Source organism: Pseudomonas sp. NPDC087185 (assembly GCF_044744955.1).
GTDB lineage: Bacteria > Pseudomonadota > Gammaproteobacteria > Pseudomonadales > Pseudomonadaceae > Aquipseudomonas.
In genome coordinates this window covers 691894-713800 of the sequence record NZ_JBIUZK010000003.1, presented here as the reverse complement: position 1 = coordinate 713800, position 21907 = coordinate 691894, and the positions used below count along the sequence as shown (strand labels likewise).

Genomic DNA, 21907 nt, shown 5'->3' with positions numbered 1-21907 from the left:
AAGCCCGCGAAGGGGCCGGTGCCGACACCCGCCTACCCACAGGAGACCGCGCGTGACCCCCGAACAATTTCGCCAGTACGGCCACCAACTGATCGACCTGATTGCCGACTACCGCCAGACCGTTGGCGAACGCCCGGTCATGGCCCAGGTCGAGCCCGGCTACCTGAAGGCCGCCTTGCCGGCAGGCGCGCCGCAGCAGGGCGAGCCGTTCGAAGCGATCCTCGACGACGTCAACAGGCTGGTGATGCCTGGCCTGTCGCACTGGCAGCACCCGGACTTCTACGGCTACTTCCCTTCCAATGGCACTTTGTCGTCGGTGCTCGGCGACTTCCTCAGCACCGGCCTGGGCGTGCTGGGCTTGTCGTGGCAATCCAGCCCGGCGCTGAGCGAGCTGGAGGAAACCACCCTCGACTGGCTGCGCCAGCTGCTGGGCCTGTCGTCACAGTGGAGTGGGGTGATCCAGGACACCGCATCGACCAGCACCCTGGTGGCGCTGATCAGTGCCCGTGAACGCACCACCGACTACGCGCTGGTACGCGGAGGCGTGCAGGCAGAGGAAAAACCGCTGGTCGTCTACGTCAGCGCCCACGCCCACAGTTCGGTGGACAAAGCCGCGCTGCTGGCCGGTTTCGGCCGCGCCAACATCCGCCTGATCGCCACCGACGACCATTTCGCCATGCGCCCGGACGCGCTGCAGGCCGCCATCGAGCAGGACATCGCCGCCGGCAACCAGCCCTGCGCGGTGGTCGCCACCACCGGCACCACGACCACCACAGCGCTCGACCCACTGCGCCCGATCGGCGAAATTGCCCAGGTCCACGGCCTGTGGCTGCACGTCGATTCGGCCATGGCCGGTTCGGCGATGATCCTGCCCGAGTGCCGCTGGATGTGGGAGGGCATCGAGCTGGCCGACTCGGTGGTGGTCAACGCGCACAAGTGGTTGGGCGTGGCTTTTGATTGCTCGCTCTACTACGTGCGCGACCCGCAGCACCTGATCCGGGTGATGAGCACCAACCCCAGCTACCTGCAGTCGGCGGTCGATGGCGAGGTGAAGAACCTGCGCGACTGGGGCATCCCGCTGGGCCGTCGGTTCCGTGCGCTGAAATTGTGGTTCATGTTGCGTAGCGAGGGGGTAGAAGCGCTGCAGCAGCGCTTGCGGCGTGACCTGGGCAATGCCCGTTGGCTGGCGGAGCAGGTTGAGGCGGCTGCAGGGTGGGAACTGTTGGCGCCGGTTCAACTGCAGACGCTGTGCATCCAGCATCGGCCTGCTGGGTTGGAAGGGGAGGCGCTGGATGTGCATACCAAGGCGTGGGCCGAGCGGCTCAATGCTTCAGGCGACGCTTACGTGACCCCGGCGACCTTGAATGGGCGGTGGATGGTGCGGGTGTCGGTGGGCGCGCTGCCGACCGAGCGTGAGCATGTCGAGAAGCTGTGGTTGCGGTTGCAGGAAGTGATCACGGGCTGACATTGCTGGGGCCGCTTTGCGGCCCCAAACGGTCTATCAGTGGCTCACAGCCTGAAAGCTACCCTTGCGGCTGGCCTCATAAGCTTCCTTCTCCATCGGCTTGGCCTGCGGATTGCCCAGGTCTTCCATCGCCAAGCGGTGGGTCTCCGGCGCGATATACGCCGCCAGTGCACACACGCAGGTGATGAAGAACGCCAGCCCACCGACCACCAGCGGAATGTTGTCCGAACCCGGTGGTGCCACCAGGGCGAACAGCGCCGGCAGCATGGCGGTCAGCATGGTGCCGACGTTCTGCGCGATGGCCATGGCGGAGACGCGGTAGCGGGTGTGGAACAGCTCTGGGTAGAAGCTTGGGAACACCGCGTTGTAGCCCTGGTAGACCATGCCCCACATGACGATGGAGGCGGCGAAGGCCAGCGGTACGTTCTGGATGCTGATCGCATACAGGTAGACGAAGGCCAGCAGGCCCGAGCCCAGGCAGCCGGCGATCATGGTCGGGCGACGGCCGATCTTGTCGGACAGGTTGCCGACAAAGGGGATCACCAGCACCGCGACGATGTTGCCCACCACCGGGATCCACAGGTACACGCTCTTGTCGAAGCCGATGCCATACGCCGGCTGTACCGCGTAGGCCGCGCCGAAGATGGTGGCGACCACCGGGATCACGTTCATCAGCGCCATGAACATCACCAGCACCATGTGCTTCCAGCTGTGGCGGAAGGCCTCGCTGATCGGCGATTTGGCGACCTTGTCCTGCTTCTCTTCCTTCACGAACGCCGGGGTTTCGTGCACTTCCTTACGGATGATGAAGCCTGCGATCAGCACCACCGCACTCATCAGGAACGGAATGCGCCAGCCCCAGTCGTTGAACGCTTCGCTGGGCATGAAGTAGGCCAGTGGCAGGAACACCGCCGCCGCCAGCACCTGGCCGGCCTGCACGCCCTGCAAGGTGAAGCTGGCGTAGTAGCCTCGCCGGCCGAACGGCGCGTGCTCCATGATCATCGAACTGGCGCCGGAGATTTCACCGGCCACCGCAAAGCCCTGCACCAGGCGCAGCAGCACCAGCAAGGCCGGGGCGAGCAGGCCGATGTCGTGGTAGGTCGGCAGCAGGCCGACGGCCATGGTCGACAGGCCCATCAGGAACATGCACAGCAGCAGGACGTTCTTGCGCCCGCGGGTATCACCCCAGTGGCCAAGCACGAACGCGCCGACCGGGCGGGCCAGGTAGCCCACGCCGTAGGTGGCCAGCGAGGCGATGATGGCCATTTTCGGGTCGGTGTTGGGGAAGAAGATCTGCGGGAAGATCAGTGCCGCAGCCTGGGCATAGATGAAAAAGTCGTAGTACTCGAGTGCCGAGCCTATCCATCCGCTGGCGGTCGCTTTCTTGGCTTGAGAGCTGGAGTGGGCCATCGTTGTCTCCGTTGTTTTTGTTGGTCGCCGCACAGCAGGCGCCGCCGGGCGGCAGCCAGTGGGTGTGCGATCGCTATTGGGAGTTTTCGGTGCGCTTAAACGGCGGACGATCGCGGGCGGAGTCTGCCAAGGGAGAACAAACGAGCTGGTGCGGGTTGCAAGGCGAGGGAGGTTTGCATAGGTCGGTACCCGTTTTATTGAACTTATTATGTCGTGGCGTTGGGCTTGTAAGCGCAAGTTTTGCCGAGCGGCCATCTGGGCAGAAAGGGGCGGTCGGTGTGCTTGCGTCTGAACCCATGGTTGCCCACGGGTGGCAGTGAATCAATTCGCCAAAACGGGTTTTGTGCGGTAATCGAACGCAAAACTAACCGTTCCGTACAAAGTGATTGCTGACGCGACTGTACCTGCGAATAATCGATAATGCCAAGAAGTCAGAAGGTCTGTTGCCCGCGAAGAGGCCGGTACAGACGAACCACGGACTTCCAGCCCCGTAGCCCCCATAACAAGGAACTCCCCCATGCAGCGTTCGATAGCCACCGTGTCCTTGAGCGGCACCCTGCCGGAAAAGCTCGAAGCCATCGCCGCCGCCGGTTTCGACGGCGTCGAGATCTTCGAAAATGATCTGCTCTACTACGCCGGCAGCCCCCGCGAAGTGCGGCAGATGTGCGCCGACCTAGGCATCGCCATCACCCTGTTCCAGCCGTTCCGCGATTTTGAAGGCTGCCGCCGCGACCGGCTGCAGAAGAACCTCGACCGCGCCGAGCGCAAGTTCGACCTGATGCAAGAGCTGGGCACTGACCTGGTGCTGGTGTGCAGCAACGTGCAGGCCGACGCGCTGGGTGAAGAACAACTGCTGGTGGACGACCTGCGCCTGCTTGGCGAACACGCGGGCAAGCGCGGTTTGCGCATCGGCTACGAAGCCTTGGCCTGGGGCCGCCATGTCAACACCTACCAGCAAGTGTGGAACCTGGTGCGCCAGGCCGACCACCCGGCGCTGGGGGTAATCCTTGACAGCTTCCACACCCTGTCGCTCAAGGGCGACCCGGCCGCGATCCGTGACATCCCCGGCGACAAGATCTTCTTCGTGCAGATGGCCGACGCGCCGATCCTGGCCATGGACGTGCTGGAGTGGAGCCGCCACTTCCGCTGCTTCCCGGGGCAGGGTGAAATGGACCTGGCCGGTTTCCTCGCGCCGATCCTCGCCACCGGTTACCGCGGCCCGCTGTCGCTGGAAATCTTCAACGATGGCTTCCGCGCCGCACCACCCCGGCAGAACGCCGCCGATGGCCTGCGTTCGCTGCTGTATCTGGAAGAGCAGACCCGCCTGCGCCTGCAGCAGGAAGGCACCGCCATCGAGCCCGGCGTGCTGTTCGCACCGCCCGCTGCCAGCGCCTATGACGGCGTGGAGTTCCTTGAATTTGCCGTCGACGAAGCTGTCGGCGCGCGCCTGGGCGGCTGGCTCAAGCGCCTGGGCTTTGCCGATGCCGGCAAGCACCGCAGCAAGGACGTGCGCCTGCTGCGCCAGAACGACATCAACATCGTGCTCAACGCCGAGCCGTACTCCTTCGGCCACAACTTCTTCGAGGCCCATGGCCCGTCGCTGTGCGCCACCGCGCTGCGGGTCAAGGAAGAGCATGCCGCGCTGCAACGCGCCACCGACTTTCGCGGCCAGCCGTTCCGCGGCCTGGTCGGCCCCAACGAATGTGAAGTACCCGCCGTACGTGCACCGGACGGCAGCCTGATCTACCTGGTGGAGCAGGGCAAGGAAGGCCCGTCGCTGTACGACACCGACTTCCGCCTGGACCCGGCCGCCACCGCCACCGGTGGCCTGCAGCGCATCGACCACATGGCGCTGGCCCTGCCGGCCGAATCGCTGGACAGCTGGGTGCTGTTCTACAAGAGCCTGTTCGATTTCGCCGCCGATGACGAAGTGGTGCTGCCTGACCCTTACGGCCTGGTCAAGAGCCGCGCCTTGCGCAGCCAGTGCGGCAGCCTGCGTTTGCCGCTGAACATCTCGGAAAACCGCAACACCGCCATCGCCCATGCACTGTCCAGCTATCGCGGCTCGGGCGTGCACCACATTGCCTTCGATTGCGCGGATATCTTCAAGGAAGTGGCGCGGGCCAAGGAAGCCGGCGTGCCGTTGCTGGAGATCCCGCTGAACTACTACGACGACCTGGCGGCGCGGTTCGATTTCGACGACGAGTTCTTGAGCGAACTGGCGTACTACAACGTGCTGTACGACCGTGATGCCCAGGGTGGCGAACTGTTCCACGTCTATACCGAGTCGTTCGAGGACCGCTTCTTCTTCGAGATCATCCAGCGCAAGGGGGGGTATGCGGGGTATGGCGCGGCGAACGTGGCGGTGCGTTTGGCGGCCATGGCCAAGCGGCGCAGTGGCGCGGCGCGCAAGCCCGTCCTGTAGCCGCGCTTTGCGCCATAGCCAGCCGTGCCGGCATACATAGCTGGCACGGCCCCTGTCGGGGCCGCTGATCACGCATTCAGAAAGTCGAATTCTTCAGCGTAACGGAACACGCCCTGTAGTCCTGATCAACCAGGGTGATAACGCCCGTGACCTGAGTGGTCTTGCCAACCGACAGTGCGCTCACCTGGCTGGTGTTATCGGTGCCGGCGAAAATCTCGACCGCACCATTGCTCATGTAGACCCTGTACCGAGGCTGCATGCCTTGGTTGATCATTTCGACTTTCCCGCTCACCGACAGTGTTTTGTTGCGGTAAGTCTCGTTGGCACGAACCTTGTTGGCCTTGACGTCCTGGCAAATTTGCGCCAACGACTGGGTGACCGGCGCCGGTGCAGTCGCTTGCTGGACCTGTTGCAGGCCCTGTTCAAGGGTAATGCAACCGGACATGGCCAACATGGGGAGCGCCGCGATGAGGCCGTTGCGAAGGACTTTCATATCTACAAAACCCTTAGAATCATTCGAGAAAGTCCTCAAACTTGAAAGGCCGTGAACGGGCGCTCAGGGCGCCGGGCATCATCTTTCAAGCAGTCGGGACTGTGGCTTCGGTCAAAGGAGTGAGGGTGGGGAGTCAGGGCGGGGCTGTTGCACGGCGTTCACTCCATTGAACAGGGCGCAGGTTATATCAAAATCGATGTCACCACGCAAAGCCGCACTGGCCGGCCTGCGACCTGGTTGGCAGCTGAGCCGGTTGATCGACTGCGGCCGCTATCAAGCCCGACCCGCAGCGGGCCAGCCAGTTCCAGTACCACTTTGGCACTGACTGCGCCATCGAAGGCGCTCAGTACCTTGCCGGCCAGGCAATTGCGCGCGCAGAGGCGGATGTCGCTGGCTTCGATCATCAGCAGCAAACAACCCTAGCGTGTTAATGACGCTGAATACCGAGGGGTTCGATCCTGACCACTCGACCAACAGCGCGCTTCCCCCCAACCCCCCACTCACGGATAATCGCTGGCAAATCCCAATAAATATCCCGTGAGCACCCATGAGCCACCCCGTAGCCCCCCTCGGCCAGCCCGAGATCGAAGGGACACGCAAGTCGCGCAAGAACAACCCTGAGAAAACCCGCGAGGACATCCTCCAGGCCGCCATCAACGAGTTCGTCCAGCAAGGCCTGGCGGGTGCGCGGGTGGATGCCATCGCCGAGCGCACGGCCACCTCCAAGCGCATGATCTACTACTATTTCGGCAGCAAGGAGCAGCTGTACGTCGAGTGCCTGGTCAAGCTGTACGGTGACATCCGCAAGACCGAGCACCGCCTGGACCTGGAGTCGTTGCCGGCCGAGCAGGCGATCCAGCGCCTGACCGAGTTCACCTTCGACCACCACGATCGCAACGTCGATTTCGTGCGCATGGTCTGCACCGAGAACATCCACTACGGCGAGTACGTCAAGAAAACCCCGGCCATCCGCGAGATGAGCAGCCTGGTGCTGCAGGCCCTGGGCCGTACGCTGGAGCGGGGCGTGGCGGAGGGCGTGTTCCGCCCGGGTATCGAGGTCATCGACCTGCACATGCTGATGAGCGCGTTCTGCTTCTATCGGGTGTCGAACCGCCACACCTTCGGCGACATCTTCCAGATCGACCTGCTCGACGAGCAGATCAAGTTGCGCCACAAGGCGATGATCTGCGAAGCGGTGATGCGCTACATCCAGGCCTGAGGGCCGGCTATTCGCCCAGCCGTTGCTCGCGCGACGGCGGGTAGCCGAAGTACGCCGCGTAGCACTTGCTGAAGTGCGACACCGAGACGAAGCCGCACGCCACGGCCACTTCCATTACCGACAGGTCGGAATACTGCAGCAGGCGGCGGCTCTTGGTGATGCGCAGCTCCATGTAGTAGCGCCGCGGCGAGGTACCCAGTTGGGCCTGGAACAGGCGGTCGATCTGCCGGCGCGAACGGCCGCTGTAAGCGGCCAGCTGGTCGAGGCTAAGGGTTTCCTCGAGGTTGTTCTCCATCAGCTCGACAATCGTGCGCAGGTGCAGGCTCATGGACTTTTTTGCCCCCGGCCCGACCTGGCGATAACGCGCGCCGGAGAACGACAGAATTTCTTCGACACCTTCGGCAAGGCCGTCGCCGTACAGGCGGCGCACCAGGCCGAGCATCAGCTCCATGGCGCCATTGGGGCTGGCGGCGCTGAGGCGGTCGCGGTCGAGGGTGAAGCTGGCTGGGGTGATGCGTGTTTGCGGGCTGCGTTCGGACAGGCTGGCGCGCTGTTCGGGGTGGATGCTGCAGCCGTAGTCATCCAACACCCCGGCCCGGCCGAGGAACCAGGCGCCATTCCACAACCCGCCCAGGGCCATGCCGTGGGCGGCGCAGTCGTCTAGCAGGCGGTCGAGCTCCGGGTACTTCAGCGGGGTGCGCAGGCCGCCGCAGACGATCAGCAGGTCAAGGTCCTTCAATTCGCTGGCGGCAAGCTCGGTGGCCACCAGCTCCAGGCCCAGATCGCTCAGCACCCGGTCGCCGTCCAGCGACAGCGGGGTGAACTGGAAGCTGTCGGCGCGCAGCAGGTTGGCGGTCACCAGCACGTCCATGGCCACGGTGAAGCTGGCCATCGAGAAGTGTTCAAGCAGAACGAAGTCGACCCGGTAGGGCGCCTGCGGGCTGCCGGCGGCGCTCTTGAGGCGCAGCATGTTGCTGGTGCTGGTCTTCTTGCTGAACTGACGTGGGGTGGGCACTCTGGACTCCGCTTCCTGGCTGGCCCGCAGAGTGTGGCGGGTGGCCGGGGGAAAGACAATCGCCAGGGTGGGCGTGTCGTGTTCGGGGTCGTATTGAGGCAAGTGGGCCACGCAGCTGCCGATGCGCCGGCACAGGCCGTAAATCCGAATGAACCCTCACCGCTGGCGGGCACCCAACCCAGTACATGCCAATGGGAGAGTGCTCATGGAAATCGGAACGATCTGGATCATTGTCGCGGCCTTGGTCATCCTGCTGGAGATCTTCGCCATCTGGCACATCATCGGCAGCGACCGGCGCGCCGAGCGCAAGATGCTGTGGGTCGTCTTCGTCGTCTATGCACCGTTCCCCGGGTTGCTGTTCTGGGCGTGGCGCGGGCCGCGGGCGGTGAAGGGCAGGGCGGTGTTGCAGGAGAAATGACCGGGCAGGCATCAGGGGCATGGCGCCTGATGCCTGCTGTGACGCTCAGGGGACCTCAACCTCGATGGCGTCCTTCAGGTCGCTCACCATCAAGCTGCCGGTGAAGGTGACAAGGTGGTCGACATCGAGCGCCTTGAAGGCATCCCTGATCTGCTTGCGCATGAGGTTGCGTGCCTCGCGACGCTTTTCTTCTAGGGTGCCGGACGCGAGCTGAATATCGCCGAGCAACGTGGTCTGGAGGTCGTCGGCGGGCGTCCAGCCCATTTTCTTGCGCATGTGCGCGCGCGCCGTGTCGGCTTCCGGTTCGTGAATCTTCTTCAGTGGGTTGATGGAGTAGGCGAGCTGGAACGCGTGTGATTTGCTCATGGCATTTCCTGTTCAGGGGCTTTGGCCTCCATGCCGGGACTTGCAATCTAGCGAGCATCACGCGATGGGAAAACATACGCGATGTTCAGCCGGTGTCGCTGCCGTTGCGAAAATGCCTACAGCACGCTTGACCTCTACTTAACCTGAGGTCGCAGGCTCGGGCGCTCATTCACACGACGGAGCGTCCCATGACTGAAGCCTTCCAGCTGTCCAACCCGCAAGGCCTGTATGACCCCAGTGGCAATGCCTACTCCCACGTGGCCGACGTGCACGCCGGCAGCCGGCTGCTGTTCGTTGCCGGGCAAGGGGGTGAAAATGCTGCGGGCCAGGTGTCGCCGCTGTTCGCCGAGCAGGCTCGCCAGGCGCTGGCCAATGTGGAGACGGCCCTTGCCTCGAAAGGCGCCAGGCTTGATCAGGTGTGCAAGCTGACCTTGCTGATTGTCGACCACAGTGAGGAGCGCTTGCGCCAGTGGGTGGCTGAAGCTGATCGCGCCTGGGGTAAGCACATGAAGCCGGCCTGCACCCTGATCCCGGTGCCGCGTTTGGCACTCGACGGAATGTTGGTTGAGATTGAGGCGGTTGCGGCGATACTTACAGAGCTGAAGCCATAGACTCTCACTTTTTCCGAGCCCCCCATGCTACCTATCGAACTGCTCCCGACCACCGCCGACCAGGCCGAACTGATCCGCAACCTCTATCAGTTCTATGCCTACGAGTCCTCTGACTGGGAGCAGGAAGATGTCGAGGTGGATGGGCGTTTCTACGTCCACGAAGCGCACCTGCAGCGCTACTGGGCGTCCGCAGGCTGGAGCGCCAACCTGGTGCTGGTGGACGGTTTCATCGCCGGCTTCGTGCTGGTCGAGCGCAGCGAACTGCCAGGCATCGACGCCAGTGAACTGGCCGACCTGTTCATCCTCAAGCGCTACCGCCGCCAGGGCGTTGGCCGGGCCGTGGCGCAACAATTGCTCAGTGCCCCGGGTGACTGGCTCCTGCGCTGTTACGCCCTGGACCCTATAGCCGTCGCTTTCTGCAAGGCCGTGGTGGCCAACCTGCCACGGCGGGTGCAGCAAGTCGATCTGGATGACGACGCGGATCTGCTGACCTACAAAGTCACCGCCGCACTCCATTGAGGGCATGGCTTCACCTGGTGGGCCATTGACCTGGCGCAGCAAAATTCTGTGACCCACTTCACAAAACCTGCTCACGCGGCATAATGCCAGCACCTCCAAACAAGACCCGACCGCTCTGGTCCGGGGTTCCTTTTCGTGCGCGTCGCAGGTTCAGGGAAATTTCATGTCGCTAGTCGCAAGCCCCGACATCATGTACCGGCTGTTGATTCAGAGCGTGGTGGACTATGCCATCTACCTGCTCACCCCCGACGGTATTGTCGCCAACTGGAACCCCGGCGCCCAGCGGGCCAAGGGTTACCTCGCCGATGAAATCGTCGGCAAGCACTACTCGCTGTTCTACAGCGAAGCCGAGCGCGCCGCCGGCCTGCCCGAACAGAACCTGGAGCAGGCGCGCGACACCGGGCGCTTCGAGGAGGTCGGCTCACGCCTGCGCAAGGATGGTTCTGCCTTCCACGCCCATGTGGTGATCGATGCCGTGCGCGACGACAGCGGCAACCTGGTCGGTTTCGCCAAGGTCACGCGCGACATTTCCGAGCGGCGCCAGCAGGAACTTGAGCTGCTGCAGGCCAAGGACCTGGCGGAACAGTACAGCCAGGAAATGGCCAAGCTGTCGCAGTTCCTCGACTCGGTGATCGCCAACATCCCCGCCAGCGTGATCGTCCAGGACCTGGAGAGCCAGCGCATTCTGCTGGCCAACCAGCAGGCCGAGCGCCTGTTCGGTGGGCGTGGCAGCAGCATGATCGGCAAACTGCCCGGCGAATGCCTGGCACCGGCGGCCGCCGACTACCTGGAACAGCAGCTCAGCCGCGGTGCCCGCAATGTCAAGGGGTATGCGGCCGAGACCCGGGTCGATACGGTCTGCGGGCCGCGCACCCTGCGCAGCCGGGCGTTGCTCAGCCAGCGCCGAGAAGGGCAGGCTGACTACGTGCTGTTCGTCGCCGAAGACGCCACCGAAGAGCTGGCCGCGCATGCCCAGATCCACCACATGGCGCACCACGACGCGCTGACCGGGTTGCCTAACCGCACGCTGTTCAACGAGCGCCTGAAGCAGGCCCTGGTGCGCGGCCATGAGAGCGAAAAACTGACCGCCGCCTTGTGCCTGGACCTGGACAATTTCAAGAACATCAACGACTCCCTCGGCCATGCCTTCGGCGACAAGCTGCTGCGCGCCCTAGGCAAGCGCCTGCGCCGCGAACTGCGCGAGCACGACACCCTGGCGCGCCTGGGCGGTGACGAGTTTGCCGTGGTGCTGACGGGCCTGGACAGCCGCGAGGCCGCCTGCAGCACCGCGCAGCGCCTGATCGAGGCGGTCTGCCCGCCGTTCCAGATCGAGGGCCACCAGTTCACGGTGGGCGTGAGCATCGGCATCGCCCTCGCGCCCGATGACAATGAGCAGGCCGAGCAGTTGCTCGGCTATGCCGACATGGCGCTGTACGAAGCCAAGCGTAACGGCCGTAATCGTTACGAGTGCTTCCACGTCGAGCTGGATGTTGCTGCGCGCCAGCGCCGCCTGGTGGAAACCGACCTGCGCACCGCGCTGCACCTGGGCCAGCTGCACCTGCATTACCAGCCGGTGGTGGACCAGCTGACCAGCAGCGTGACCGGCTATGAGGCGCTGTTGCGCTGGGAGCACCCGACCCGCGGCATGGTCATGCCGATGGACTTCATCCCCATCGCCGAGGAAACCGGGCTGATTCACGAACTGGGCATCCGCGCGCTGAACCTGGCGTGCCAGGAAGCGGCCAGCTGGGACAGTGAGCAGACGGTGTCGGTCAACCTGTCGCCGGTGCAGTTCAAGAACGCCAACCTGGTGGATACGGTGTCACTGGCCTTGGCCGACTCTGGCCTGCCTGCGCGGCGCCTGGAGCTGGAGATCACCGAATCGGTATTGCTCGGCAACAGCGAAGAGAACGTGCGTACTTTGCGTGCACTGAAGGACCTGGGCGTGTCGATTTCACTGGATGACTTCGGCACCGGCTACTCGTCGTTGGGTTACCTGCGCTCGTTCCCGTTCGACCGCATCAAGATCGACAAGTCGTTCGTGCACGACATGTGCGAGAGCCGTGAGGCGATGTCGATCATCCGCGCGATCACCGAGCTGTCCAACAGCCTGATGATCAAGACCACGGCAGAAGGGGTGGAGTCGGAGGAGCAGATGCAGCGGCTGAGGGCCGAGGGCTGCTCGCACTTTCAGGGGTATCTGTATGGGCGACCGGTGCCAGCGGGGGAGCGGTTGAAGCAGGTGGCGGTGGGGTGAGGGCCAGTGGGGCTGCAATGCAGCCCCGCATGCTCAGCGGTTCCAGTCCGGCGCAAAGTCTGGGTTCACCACCCGCAGATCCTTCGGCAACTCGGCAATCAGCGCCCGGTCCTGATCATCCAGCTGCACGTCGAGCGACGCCAGGTTGCTCAACTGGTTCTCGCGGCTGCTGGCCTTGGGGATCACCGCCACGCCGTCCTGGTCCAGCAGCCATTTCAGTGCTACCTGGCTGGGCAGCACGCCATGCTTGCGTGCAATTGCCTGGATCACCGGCTGCTGCGCCGCTTGCCCGCGGGCCAGCGGGGTATAGGCGGTGAGCAGCAGGTCGTGTTGGCGGGCGTAGTCGAGCAGCGGTTGCTGGCCGAGCAGCACGTGGTATTCGACCTGGATCGCCGACAGCGGCGCCCCCAGCACTTCGATCACCTGGCGCAGCAGGCCGAGCGGGAAGTTGGCCACGCCGATACTGCGTACCTTGCCTTCGTCACGCAGCGCCACCAGGGTTTCGATGCTGCGGGCCAGGTCCCAGTCCTTGCCGGGCCAGTGGATGTGGAACAGGTCGACCTGCTCGGTGCCCAGGGCGCGCAGGCTGTTCTCCAGGGATTGGCGCATGGCCTCGGGCGCCAGGCGGTCCCACCAGACCTTGGTGGTCAGGTGAATCTGCTCGCGCGGCACGCTGCTGTCGCGCAAGGCCTGGCCGACGGCGGCTTCGTTGTCGTAGGCAGTGGCGGTGTCGATGTGCCGGTAACCCAGCTCCAGCGCCTGGTGGACTGCACGCGTGCACTCGGCGCCGGTCATCGGCCAGGTGCCCAGGCCGATGCTGGGCAGGTCGAGACCGTTGCGGGTGGTGAGCCTATGCATGAAAACTCCTTCTTCGGGTTCAAGGGTCCGTAGTCGATGGTGCGCGTTTAGCCTGCCAGCGACCATGCGCCGGGCGCAGAAAGTGGTCGATCAGCGAACGTTAAATAAGGCTTCCTGCAGCACGATGGCATTTGACCTTCCTCAAGTCGTCGTATCTCTTCTAGAATCCCAGCTGTCGCACCTGCCTTCACCTGGCGCAGCATGCCGCCGCGCCGCCATCGAGAACGCCATGAGTTCCAGCACACCGCTGTCCGGAGTCAACCACCCCCTGCGCGGCATCGTTCTGGTGGTGGTGGCGACCTTCCTGTTCGCCAGCCACGATGCCTTGTCCAAATTCCTCGGTGGGCTGTACCCGATCGTCATGGTGGTGTGGGCCCGCTATGTGGTGCACACCCTGCTGATGGCCGGGATCTTCCTGCCCAAGTCCGGCCTCAACGTACTGCGCACCCGGCGCCCGGTGTTGCAGACCTTGCGTGCATTGAGCCTGCTCAGCACCAGCCTGCTGTTCACCACCGGCCTGCAGTACCTGCCGCTGGCGGAGGCAACGTCGGTCAACTTCCTCGCCCCGGTGCTGGTCACCGCGTTATCGGCGCCGCTGCTCAAAGAGCGGGTCACGGCGGGGCAATGGGTGGCCGTGGTGCTGGGGTTCATCGGCGTACTGGTGGTGGTGCACCCCGGTGGCGCAATGTTCACGCCGGCGATTCTCTACCCGTTTGGCTCGGCGCTGGGGTTCTGTTTCTATCAGTTGCTGACGCGAATCCTGTCGGCCTACGACAGCCCGACCACCAGTAACTTCTACGCTGGGCTGTGCAACACCGTGGTGATGAGCGCGCTGGTGCCGTTCTTCTGGGAGTTGCCGCGGTGGGATCATGCGTTGCTGATGCTGGCCTTGGGCGGTTTCGGCATGAGTGCGCACCTGCTGCTGACCCAGGCCTTCCGTCATGCCGCGCCGGCGTTGCTGGCGCCGTTCAGTTACTGCCAGATCGTCTTTGCCGGGTTGCTGGGGCTGTTGATCTACGGGCAGGTACCGGACAGCGCGAGCCTGGTGGGGATTGCCATCATCTGCTTGAGCGGGTTAGGGGCAGCATGGATGCAGCGCAGGAAGTGAGGCTACGTGCAGGCTCACGCTAGCTGGCCATGAACTGCAGGATCCGTTCGCGCAACCAGCGCTCGGCGGGGTCGTTGTCCTGCGCGCCGCTCCAGACCATCGACAACTCGGCCTCGGTGATTTCGAACGGCGCCGGGTCGGCGCGCAGGCTGCCGTCGTCGGCCAGGGCGCAGGCGGCGTAATCGGGCACGGTGGCGATCATTTCGGTATTGCGCAGCAAGGCGCGCAGGCTGCCGAACTGCGGCACCGCCAGCACCACCTTGCGGCAACGGCCGATGCGCGCCAGGTCGAGGTCGATGTTGCCACTCATGTCGCCGGAAAATGACACCATCACATGCGGCCTGGCGCAGTATTCGTCCAGGGTCAGCGGGCCCGGGCGGTTATCGGCGCGCAACACACGCACACCGATGTCGCGCAACTTGCGGCGCTTGGCAGTGGCCGGCAGGTCGGTGGTGTAGCTGACGCCGACCGAGATCTCGCCGCTCGCCAGCAGGCTCGGCATCAGCAGGAAGTTGGCCCGGCGTACCACCACGCTGATGTCTGGCGCTTCTTCGCGCAAGGCTTGCAGCAGGGCGGGGAACAGGCCGAACTCGGCGTCATCGGACAGGCCCAAGCGGAACACGTTGCAGCTGTTGGCCGGGTCGAACTCGCGGGCGCGGCTGATTGCCGAAGAGATCACGTCCATCGCCGGGCCCAGTTCGGCGAAAATCTGCATCGCCCGTGGCGTCGGCTCCATGGCGCGGCCACTGCGGATCAACAGCGGGTCGTCGAACAGTTCGCGCAGGCGGGCGAGCGCGGCGCTGACGGTGGACTGGGTGATGAACAGCTTTTCGCCGACGCGGGTGAGGTTGCGTTCGATCATCAGGGCTTCGAAAAGCACCAGCAGGTTCATGTCGACGCGGCGCAGGTCGTTGCGGTTCATGGGGCTTGGCTCACGGAGGGTGGATGGGTTGGCGGTGTATTGAAGCACGGCGCTGGCCCTTGTGCCTTGTATGGATGTGCGGGCCGCTTTGCAGGCAAGCCCGCGCCTGCAAGAGCCACGCTATCGCCCCCTAATAGCCACTCTATTAGAAGTCTGCCCAAGCTCGGCTAGTCTTGACCGTGGCCCCGCGAGTTCCGCGCGCGGATGGCGTGTCAGCACCTGTGTGCAAGACCCCGCCGCCTCGCCATGACAGTTTCGTGAGCCCTGTGTCGGAACGTGACCGACCTGACCTGATGAGGGGTAGGCATGAGCCCATGTGCTCGGCTGAAAGCACACCTGGCATAGACCGGAAATCTGGATAACCGACCCAAAGGTAACAGCAGATGTCGAACGAATCGAAATGCCCGTTCCATCAAACCGCAGGTGGCGGCACCACCAACCGTGATTGGTGGCCCGACCAGCTCAACCTCAGGATCCTCCACCAACACTCGTCGAAGTCCAGCCCCGACCCGGACTTCGATTATGCCAAGGCGTTCAAGAGCCTCGACTTCAATGCCTTGAAACAAGACCTGACTGCCTTGATGACCGACTCTCAGGAGTGGTGGCCGGCCGACTTCGGCCACTATGGCCCGCTGTTCATCCGCATGGCCTGGCACAGCGCCGGCACTTACCGCATCGGTGATGGCCGCGGCGGCGCCGGCTCCGGTCAACAGCGCTTCGCCCCGCTCAACAGCTGGCCCGACAACGTCAGCCTGGACAAGGCCCGGCGGTTGTTGTGGCCCATCAAGCAGAAGTACGGCAACAAGATTTCCTGGGCCGACCTGATCGTCCTCACCGGTAATGTCGCCCTCGAATCCATGGGCTTCAAGACCTTCGGCTTCTCTGGCGGGCGCGCGGATGTGTGGGAGCCGGACGAAGACGTGTACTGGGGTTCGGAAAAAGTCTGGCTGGGCGGTGACACCCGCTACGGCAAGGAGCAGGTCAAGGCGCAGCCGCCTGGCCAGGGCGACTTGGTGGCCGAACCCGCCAAGCATGGCGAAGAACAGAACCGCGACCTGTCGGCCGAGCGCAACCTGGAAAACCCGCTGGCTGCCGTGCAGATGGGTCTGATTTACGTCAACCCGGAAGGGCCGGAAGGCAACCCGGACCCGGTGGCTTCGGGCAAGGATATCCGCGAGACCTTCGGCCGCATGGCCATGAACGACGAAGAAACCGTGGCGCTGATCGCCGGTGGCCATGCCTTCGGCAAAACCCACGGCGCCGGCCCGGCCGATAACGTCGGCGCCGAACCGGAAGCCGCTGGCCTTGAGCTGCAAGGCCTGGGCTGGGCCAACAAATTTGGCACCGGCAAGGGTGGCGACACCATCACCAGCGGCCTGGAAGTGACCTGGACCTCAACCCCGACCCGCTGGAGCAACGAGTACCTCAGCAACCTGTTCAACTTCGAATGGGAACTGACCAAGAGCCCGGCCGGCGCCCACCAGTGGCGGCCGAAAGAGGGCAAGGGCGCAGGCACCGTACCGGATGCGCACGACTCGAGCAAAAAACACGCACCGTCCATGCTCACCTCCGACCTGGCGCTGCGCTTCGACCCGATCTACGAACCGATCGCCCGGCGCTTCAAGGACAACCCCGAGCAGTTGGCGGACGCCTTCGCCCGTGCCTGGTACAAGCTGATCCACCGCGACATGGGCCCGCTGGCGCGTTACCTGGGGCCGGAAATGCCCAACGAAGAACTGCTGTGGCAAGACCCGTTGCCCAAAGCCGAGCCATCTTCGCTCAACGAGCAGGATATCGCTGGGCTCAAGTCCAAGGTCCTGGCATCGGGCTTGAGCGTGGGTGAGCTGGTCTCCACCGCCTGGGCCAGTGCTTCTACCTTCCGTGGCTCTGACAAACGCGGCGGTGCCAATGGCGCCCGTTTGCGCCTGGCACCTCAAAAAGACTGGGCTGCCAACCAGGGTACGGACAAGGTGCTGGCGGCGCTGGAGAACATCCAGCGCGAGTTCGGCAATGGCGGCAAGAAGGTCTCCCTGGCCGACCTGATCGTACTGGCCGGTACCGCCGCCGTGGAGAAGGCTGCCAAGGACGCCGGTTACAGTGGCAGCGTGGGCTTCCGGGCGGGCCGCGTCGATGCTTCCCAGGCGCAGACCGATGTCGAGTCGTTCGCTGTGCTCGAACCGTTGGCCGACGGTTTCCGTAACTTCACCAAGGACCGCTACAGCGTCAAGGCCGAAAAGCTGCTGCTGGACAAAGCCCAGCTGCTGACACTGACCGCGCCTGAGTTGACCGTGCTGATCGGCGGCCTGCGCGTGCTGGGCGCCAACCACGGTGGCAGCAAGGACGGTGTATTCACCGACAAACCTGGCACCTTGAGCAACGACTTCTTCCGCAACCTGCTGGACATGAGTGTGGAGTGGAAGCCGACCTCGGGTGACAACGAAACCTTCGAAGGCCGCGATCGCACGACCGGGCAGGTGAAGTGGACGGGCAGCCGTGTTGACCTGGTCTTCGGCTCGCACGCTCAGTTGCGGGCGCTGAGCGAGGTGTATGGCAGTAGCGATGGCGATGCCAAGTTCGTCAAAGACTTCGTGGCGGCTTGGGTGAAGGTGATGGAGCTCGATCGTTTCGACTTGAAACAGATGTAGTTCCTGCGGCTGCTGTGCAGCCTGTCCGCAAGCAAGCCCGCCCCCGCAGGTGACGGTGGGGCGGGCTTGCGCGTATCTGCTTCAATGGTTGCTGGACCATTGCGCTGTTCCTGTGCAAGCTGAGGCATTCAGGAATGGACCTCGATGCAGACAGAAGGTGAACCCACGTGAACCCCGAATCCATGCTGGCGGCGCTGCCAGGCTTTGCCATGGCGCCGCAGGCCATCCAGGTATTGCCCGATGCCGCGGCCTACCGTACCTGCCTGCTCGAGCGCATCGCCGCGGCAACTCGGCGCATCGTCATCGTCGCCTTGTACCTGCAGGAGGATGAGGCCGGTCAGGAAGTGCTCGATGCCCTGTACCAGGCCAAGGCCGCGCGGCCGGGGCTGGAGATCGTCATCGTGGTCGACTGGTTCCGCGCCCGGCGTGGGCTGCTGGGGGCCGGGCGCCAACCTGGCAATGCCGCCTGGTACCAGGCCCAGCGCCAGCTGCGCGGGTTAGATGTGGTGATCCATGGCGTGCCGGTGCAAACCCGCGAGCTGTTTGGCGTACTGCACTTGAAGGGCAGCGTGATTGATGATTGCGTGGTCTACACCGGCGCCAGCCTCAACAACGTCTACCTGCACCGCTTCGACCGCTACCGCCTGGACCGTTATCACCTATTCGAGTCGCCCGCGCTGGCCGATGCCATGGTCGACCTGGTGCGGCGCCTGCTGCATCACACCGCCACGCCGCGCCTGGACCTCCCTGCGCCTCCCCAAACCCGCAACCTGCGCGGCGATATCCGGCGCCTGCGCGCCCGCCTGCGGCGCATGGCCTATGAGGTACCGGCGGCTGCGCCAGGCCAGGGCCTGCGGGTAGTGCCGCTGCTGGGGGTCGGGCGGGGCAACCCGCTTAACCGCGCAGTGTGCGCACTGCTGGCCGCAGCGCGGTCGCAGATCATCATCAGCACACCGTATTTCAACCCGCCACGGGTGGTGATGCGCGAGATCGACCATGCCCTGGACCGCGGCCTGCGGGTCGAGCTGATCGTCGGCGACCGCACCGCCAACGATTTCTATATCGCCCCGGGCGAGCCGTTCAGCGCCAGTGGTGCCTTGCCCTACCTGTACGAGGACAACCTGCGCGCCTTTGCCCGGCGGCGTCAGGCCGGTATTGCCAGTGGCCAGCTGACGGTGCGGATCTGGAACGACCCGGGGCACACGTTTCATGCCAAGGGGGTGTGGGTCGACCAGCGTTATTCGCTGCTGACCGGCAACAACCTCAACCCCCGCGGGTTCAACCTGGATCTGGAAAACGGCCTGCTGATCGACGACCCGCACGGGCAGTGGACAGTGCCCCGCGAGCTGGAATTGGAAGGTATTCGTCGGCATGCGCCGAAGATCGGCTCGGCGGATGAACTGGGGGTCAAGGCAGAGCACCCCAAGGAAGTGCGCAAGTTCTTGCGGCGCCTGCGCTTCAGCCGCCTGGAACCGTTGATCAAGCGGGTGCTTTGAGCGCTCTTTACCTCTCTGAAAAGTCATGGCAAACGAATACAATCAGCCGTTTTCCACGTTAACCAGATAGGCCAATTCATTCATGGTGCTTGATCCACCCACGATGCTGACCATCACCATCGCCCTGGCTGCTGCCGCAGCGCTGTACCTGGCGATCGAGTGGCGCAGTGTCCGCGAACCCTCGCTGCTGTTCTGGAGCGCGGGTTTCGCCACTATCACCATCGGTTCCACCCTGGCCCTGCTGCGCGGCATCGGCCTGCTGTTGATCGGCATCTGGTTCGCCAATGGCCTGCTGGTGGTGGCGCACACGTTCTTTTTGCTGGGTGTGGTGCGCTTCACCCAGGCCCGGCTGTCGCGGGCGTGGCTGTTGATCGTGCCGGTGTGGTTCGCCTTGCTGCTGCTGCCCGCCGGGCCGCAGTGGTCGAAGGTGATGCTGATGGTCAACTCGTTGCTGGTGGCGCTGCTCACGCTCAAGGGCAGCCTGCTGCTGCGCCCGCACGGCAAGTCGTTGAGCGTAGGGGCGGTACAACTGCGTTATGTGCTGCTGATCCATGGCCTGTTCTATGTGGCCAAGGCGATCATTGCAGTGACGCCCGGCACGCTGATCGATCTGGCGACCTTCGGCGGCCTGATCATCCAGATCTCGCTGGTCGAAGGGGCCATGGCCATCATGCTGATCGCCTTGTCGATGACCGGGACCGTGCGCTACCGCCGTGAGGCGCGGATTGCCCGGCTGGCCGCGCGCGACCCACTGACGGCGCTGTACAACCGCCGCGCCCTGGAGGTTCGCGCCACGCACCTGCTCAAAGATGTGAACCCGCGCCGGGCTGGGGCGTTGCTGCTGATCGACATCGACAATTTCAAGCTGGTCAACGACCTGCACGGCCACGCGGCCGGTGACCGGCTGCTCGTCGCGCTCAGCGAAATGATCCGTGCGGTGCTGCCGGAACGTTCACTGGCGGCGCGGCTGGGGGGCGATGAGTTCGTCATCCTGCTCAGTGATGCCAGCAGTGAGCGGGTGGTGGAGCTGTGCAGCCTGTTGCGTGGCCAGTTCCAGCAATTTGCCGAGCAGGCCATGCCGACCCCGCAGGCGGTGACATTGAGTATCGGCGCCAACCTGTTCGACCAGCCGCCGGCCAGCCTGGCGGCGTTGATCGAGCAGGGTGATGTGGCGCTGTATCAATCCAAGCGGGGTGGGCGTGACAGTATTCGCCTGGTAGATCGCACCGAGGCCAGCCCGGTCAGGTAAGGGCCGTTCACGCTGGCCTCTTCGCGGGGCAAGCCCGCGAAAGGGTCAACTAAGTTTCAGGTCACAACCTGGTAGCAAGGCACATAGGCCGCGCCACCCGGCAGCTTCATCCGGTGCTGGTCGACAAACGCCTGCAACAGGCGCCCCAGCGGCTCCAGCACCGCACTGTCGCCGCGGATCTGATACGGCCCGTGCTCTTCGATCAGGCGGATGCCCTTGTCCTTGACGTTACCCGCAACAACCCCGGAAAACGCCCGGCGCAGGTTGGCCGCCAGCTCATGTGGCGGTAACTCGCGGCGCAGGGCCAGTTCGGCCATGTTGGCGTGGGTCGGGTCGAACGGGTGCTGGAAGCCCTCGTCGATCTTCAGCAGCCAATTGAAGTGGAAGGCGTCATTGCGCTCGCGGCGGAACTGCTTGACCTCCTTGAGCCCTTCGACCATGTGCCGCGCCACTTCGGCCGGGTCATCGATGATGATCTGGTAGTGGCGCTGGGCGGCCTCGCCGAGGGTGGCGCCGACGAAGGCGTGCAGCTGCAGCAGGAACGCCTCGGCGCTGCGTGGCCCGGTGAGCACCACCGGGAAAGGCAGGTCCTGGTTGTCCGGGTGCATCAGGATGCCGAGCAGGTAAAGGAACTCTTCGGCCGTACCAGCACCACCGGGGAAGATGATGATGCCGTGGCCGACCCGCACGAAGGCTTCCAGGCGCTTCTCGATGTCCGGCAGGATCACCAGTTCGTTGACGATCGGGTTGGGCGCCTCGGCGGCGATGATGCCCGGCTCGGTCAGGCCCAGGTAACGGCTACCGTGCATGCGCTGCTTGGCATGGGCGATGGTCGCACCCTTCATCGGGCCCTTCATCACGCCCGGGCCGCAGCCCGTGCACACATCCAGCTTGCGCAGGCCCAGTTCGTGGCCGACTTTCTTGGTGTACTGGTATTCCTCGGTGCTGATCGAATGCCCGCCCCAGCACACCACCATTTTCGGCTCCACGCCCGGGCGCAGGGTGCGCGCATTGCGCAGCAGGTGGAAGACGTAGTCGGTGATGCCCTGGGAGCTTTCCAGGTCGATGCGCTGGCTGGCCAGCTCGCTTTCGGTGTAGACGATATCGCGCAGGGCGCTGAACAGCATTTCGCGGGTGCTGGCGATCATTTCGCCATCGACGAAGGCGTCGGCTGGCGCGTTCAACAGCTCCAGGCGCACGCCGCGGTCTTGTTGGTGGATGCGCACCTCGAAGTCCTTGTAGGCCTCGAGGATGGTCTTGGCATTGTCGACATGCGCGCCGGTGTTGAGGATGGCCAGGGCGCACTGGCGGAACAGGGTGTAGAGGCTACCGGTACCGACTTCGCTCAGTTGCTGGACTTCACGTTGCGACAGCGTTTCCAGGCTGCCTTTGGGGCTGACGGATGCATTGATGACATTGCGTTGGGGCATC

19 protein-coding genes are annotated in these 21907 nt (G+C 64.2%); 11 read left to right on the top strand and 8 right to left on the bottom strand.

All coding sequences use genetic code 11. From position 1 onward, the window contains the following. The first annotated feature begins 52 nt into the window (after nucleotides 1–52). Complete coding sequence (locus tag ACIPIJ_RS13540) at nucleotides 53–1465, top strand: DOPA decarboxylase (RefSeq protein ID WP_401077250.1); 1413 nt, start codon at nucleotides 53–55, stop codon at nucleotides 1463–1465. 36 nt (nucleotides 1466–1501) lie between these two features. On the opposite strand, the gene ACIPIJ_RS13535 is transcribed toward ACIPIJ_RS13540, so the two are convergent. Then, nucleotides 1502–2875 (bottom strand): MFS transporter, encoded by a 1374-nt coding sequence (locus ACIPIJ_RS13535; protein ID WP_401077248.1) that lies wholly within the window; start codon nucleotides 2873–2875, stop codon nucleotides 1502–1504. 517 nt (nucleotides 2876–3392) lie between these two features. On the opposite strand from ACIPIJ_RS13535, the gene quiC reads away from it, so the two are divergent. After that, complete coding sequence (quiC, locus tag ACIPIJ_RS13530; RefSeq protein ID WP_401077246.1) at nucleotides 3393–5300, top strand: 3-dehydroshikimate dehydratase QuiC; 1908 nt, start codon at nucleotides 3393–3395, stop codon at nucleotides 5298–5300. A gap of 76 nt (nucleotides 5301–5376) precedes the next feature. Here quiC and ACIPIJ_RS13525 read toward each other — a convergent pair whose 3' ends face one another. Further along, nucleotides 5377–5793, bottom strand: coding sequence for a hypothetical protein (locus ACIPIJ_RS13525; RefSeq protein ID WP_401077244.1), 417 nt, complete (start codon nucleotides 5791–5793; stop codon nucleotides 5377–5379). Between the two features lie 182 nt (nucleotides 5794–5975). Then, a complete protein-coding gene (locus ACIPIJ_RS13520; protein ID WP_401077243.1) occupies nucleotides 5976–6197 on the bottom strand; it encodes a hypothetical protein in 222 nt (73 codons plus the stop codon). A gap of 143 nt (nucleotides 6198–6340) precedes the next feature. On the opposite strand from ACIPIJ_RS13520, the gene ACIPIJ_RS13515 reads away from it, so the two are divergent. Beyond that, the gene (locus ACIPIJ_RS13515; protein WP_401077241.1) at nucleotides 6341–7012 is read left to right on the top strand and encodes a TetR/AcrR family transcriptional regulator; all 672 of its coding nucleotides are present in this window, start codon (nucleotides 6341–6343) and stop codon (nucleotides 7010–7012) included. A gap of 7 nt (nucleotides 7013–7019) precedes the next feature. Here the strand turns inward: ACIPIJ_RS13515 and ACIPIJ_RS13510 are convergent, their stop codons facing one another. Further along, entirely contained in the window at nucleotides 7020–8027 is a 1008-nt protein-coding gene (locus ACIPIJ_RS13510) for a GlxA family transcriptional regulator (RefSeq protein ID WP_401077239.1), read from the bottom strand. 205 nt (nucleotides 8028–8232) lie between these two features. Between ACIPIJ_RS13510 and ACIPIJ_RS13505 the strand changes: the two genes are divergently transcribed. Then, nucleotides 8233–8445 carry a PLDc N-terminal domain-containing protein gene (locus ACIPIJ_RS13505; protein ID WP_401077238.1) on the top strand — a complete coding sequence of 71 codons (213 nt, stop codon included), beginning with the start codon at nucleotides 8233–8235 and terminating at the stop codon, nucleotides 8443–8445. A 45-nt stretch (nucleotides 8446–8490) separates the two neighbouring features. Here the strand turns inward: ACIPIJ_RS13505 and ACIPIJ_RS13500 are convergent, their stop codons facing one another. Further along, the gene (locus tag ACIPIJ_RS13500) at nucleotides 8491–8811 is read right to left on the bottom strand and encodes a hypothetical protein (RefSeq protein ID WP_401077236.1); all 321 of its coding nucleotides are present in this window, start codon (nucleotides 8809–8811) and stop codon (nucleotides 8491–8493) included. Nucleotides 8812–8999: 188 nt separating this feature from the next. Between ACIPIJ_RS13500 and ACIPIJ_RS13495 the strand changes: the two genes are divergently transcribed. The 3 genes from ACIPIJ_RS13495 to ACIPIJ_RS13485 all read left to right on the top strand — a co-directional run bounded on the left by ACIPIJ_RS13495 (nucleotide 9000) and on the right by ACIPIJ_RS13485 (nucleotide 12198). Next, a complete protein-coding gene (locus tag ACIPIJ_RS13495; RefSeq protein WP_401077234.1) occupies nucleotides 9000–9422 on the top strand; it encodes a RidA family protein in 423 nt (140 codons plus the stop codon). A 24-nt stretch (nucleotides 9423–9446) separates the two neighbouring features. Further along, on the top strand, nucleotides 9447–9941 hold the full coding sequence (locus ACIPIJ_RS13490) for a GNAT family N-acetyltransferase (protein WP_401077232.1): 495 nt from the start codon (nucleotides 9447–9449) through the stop codon (nucleotides 9939–9941). Between the two features lie 163 nt (nucleotides 9942–10104). Continuing rightward, nucleotides 10105–12198 carry a putative bifunctional diguanylate cyclase/phosphodiesterase gene (locus ACIPIJ_RS13485; RefSeq protein ID WP_401077230.1) on the top strand — a complete coding sequence of 698 codons (2094 nt, stop codon included), beginning with the start codon at nucleotides 10105–10107 and terminating at the stop codon, nucleotides 12196–12198. 33 nt (nucleotides 12199–12231) lie between these two features. Here the strand turns inward: ACIPIJ_RS13485 and ACIPIJ_RS13480 are convergent, their stop codons facing one another. Beyond that, nucleotides 12232–13056, bottom strand: a complete 825-nt coding sequence (locus ACIPIJ_RS13480) for an aldo/keto reductase (RefSeq protein ID WP_401077228.1) — start codon at nucleotides 13054–13056, stop codon at nucleotides 12232–12234. A 229-nt stretch (nucleotides 13057–13285) separates the two neighbouring features. On the opposite strand from ACIPIJ_RS13480, the gene ACIPIJ_RS13475 reads away from it, so the two are divergent. Then, on the top strand, nucleotides 13286–14164 hold the full coding sequence (locus tag ACIPIJ_RS13475) for a DMT family transporter (RefSeq protein WP_401077227.1): 879 nt from the start codon (nucleotides 13286–13288) through the stop codon (nucleotides 14162–14164). Nucleotides 14165–14183: 19 nt separating this feature from the next. On the opposite strand, the gene ACIPIJ_RS13470 is transcribed toward ACIPIJ_RS13475, so the two are convergent. Continuing rightward, nucleotides 14184–15086: a LysR family transcriptional regulator gene (locus tag ACIPIJ_RS13470; RefSeq protein WP_401077225.1), complete on the bottom strand. Its 903-nt coding sequence runs from the start codon at nucleotides 15084–15086 to the stop codon at nucleotides 14184–14186. Between the two features lie 383 nt (nucleotides 15087–15469). Here ACIPIJ_RS13470 and katG point away from each other — a divergent pair, with 383 nt between their 5' ends. From katG to ACIPIJ_RS13455, 3 genes are all read left to right on the top strand, one after another. Beyond that, on the top strand, nucleotides 15470–17731 hold the full coding sequence (gene katG, locus ACIPIJ_RS13465) for a catalase/peroxidase HPI (protein WP_401077224.1): 2262 nt from the start codon (nucleotides 15470–15472) through the stop codon (nucleotides 17729–17731). Nucleotides 17732–17898: 167 nt separating this feature from the next. Next, nucleotides 17899–19227, top strand: a complete 1329-nt coding sequence (pssA, locus tag ACIPIJ_RS13460; protein ID WP_401077223.1) for a CDP-diacylglycerol--serine O-phosphatidyltransferase — start codon at nucleotides 17899–17901, stop codon at nucleotides 19225–19227. An 82-nt stretch (nucleotides 19228–19309) separates the two neighbouring features. Then, nucleotides 19310–20476 (top strand): diguanylate cyclase domain-containing protein, encoded by a 1167-nt coding sequence (locus tag ACIPIJ_RS13455; protein WP_401077222.1) that lies wholly within the window; start codon nucleotides 19310–19312, stop codon nucleotides 20474–20476. Nucleotides 20477–20532: 56 nt separating this feature from the next. On the opposite strand, the gene ppnN is transcribed toward ACIPIJ_RS13455, so the two are convergent. Then, a complete protein-coding gene (gene ppnN / locus ACIPIJ_RS13450) occupies nucleotides 20533–21906 on the bottom strand; it encodes a nucleotide 5'-monophosphate nucleosidase PpnN (protein ID WP_401077220.1) in 1374 nt (457 codons plus the stop codon). Between the last annotated feature and the right edge of the window lies 1 nt (nucleotide 21907).

Excerpts from the sequence above, each read along its gene's own strand:
- quiC (WP_401077246.1), top strand. The coding sequence starts at position 3,393 with ATGCAGCGTTCGATAGCCACCGTGTCCTTGAGCGGCACCCTGCCGGAA.
- ACIPIJ_RS13485 (WP_401077230.1), top strand. The coding sequence starts at position 10,105 with ATGTCGCTAGTCGCAAGCCCCGACATCATGTACCGGCTGTTGATTCAG.
- ACIPIJ_RS13455 (WP_401077222.1), top strand. The coding sequence starts at position 19,310 with ATGGTGCTTGATCCACCCACGATGCTGACCATCACCATCGCCCTGGCT.
- ppnN (WP_401077220.1), bottom strand. The coding sequence starts at position 21,906 with ATGCCCCAACGCAATGTCATCAATGCATCCGTCAGCCCCAAAGGCAGC.
- ACIPIJ_RS13535 (WP_401077248.1), bottom strand. The coding sequence starts at position 2,875 with ATGGCCCACTCCAGCTCTCAAGCCAAGAAAGCGACCGCCAGCGGATGG.
- ACIPIJ_RS13490 (WP_401077232.1), top strand. The coding sequence starts at position 9,447 with ATGCTACCTATCGAACTGCTCCCGACCACCGCCGACCAGGCCGAACTG.
- ACIPIJ_RS13470 (WP_401077225.1), bottom strand. The coding sequence starts at position 15,086 with ATGAACCGCAACGACCTGCGCCGCGTCGACATGAACCTGCTGGTGCTT.
- ACIPIJ_RS13495 (WP_401077234.1), top strand. The coding sequence starts at position 9,000 with ATGACTGAAGCCTTCCAGCTGTCCAACCCGCAAGGCCTGTATGACCCC.
- ACIPIJ_RS13515 (WP_401077241.1), top strand. The coding sequence starts at position 6,341 with ATGAGCCACCCCGTAGCCCCCCTCGGCCAGCCCGAGATCGAAGGGACA.
- katG (WP_401077224.1), top strand. The coding sequence starts at position 15,470 with ATGTCGAACGAATCGAAATGCCCGTTCCATCAAACCGCAGGTGGCGGC.
- ACIPIJ_RS13480 (WP_401077228.1), bottom strand. The coding sequence starts at position 13,056 with ATGCATAGGCTCACCACCCGCAACGGTCTCGACCTGCCCAGCATCGGC.
- ACIPIJ_RS13505 (WP_401077238.1), top strand. The coding sequence starts at position 8,233 with ATGGAAATCGGAACGATCTGGATCATTGTCGCGGCCTTGGTCATCCTG.
- ACIPIJ_RS13525 (WP_401077244.1), bottom strand. The coding sequence starts at position 5,793 with ATGAAAGTCCTTCGCAACGGCCTCATCGCGGCGCTCCCCATGTTGGCC.
- ACIPIJ_RS13475 (WP_401077227.1), top strand. The coding sequence starts at position 13,286 with ATGAGTTCCAGCACACCGCTGTCCGGAGTCAACCACCCCCTGCGCGGC.
- ACIPIJ_RS13520 (WP_401077243.1), bottom strand. The coding sequence starts at position 6,197 with ATGATCGAAGCCAGCGACATCCGCCTCTGCGCGCGCAATTGCCTGGCC.
- ACIPIJ_RS13500 (WP_401077236.1), bottom strand. The coding sequence starts at position 8,811 with ATGAGCAAATCACACGCGTTCCAGCTCGCCTACTCCATCAACCCACTG.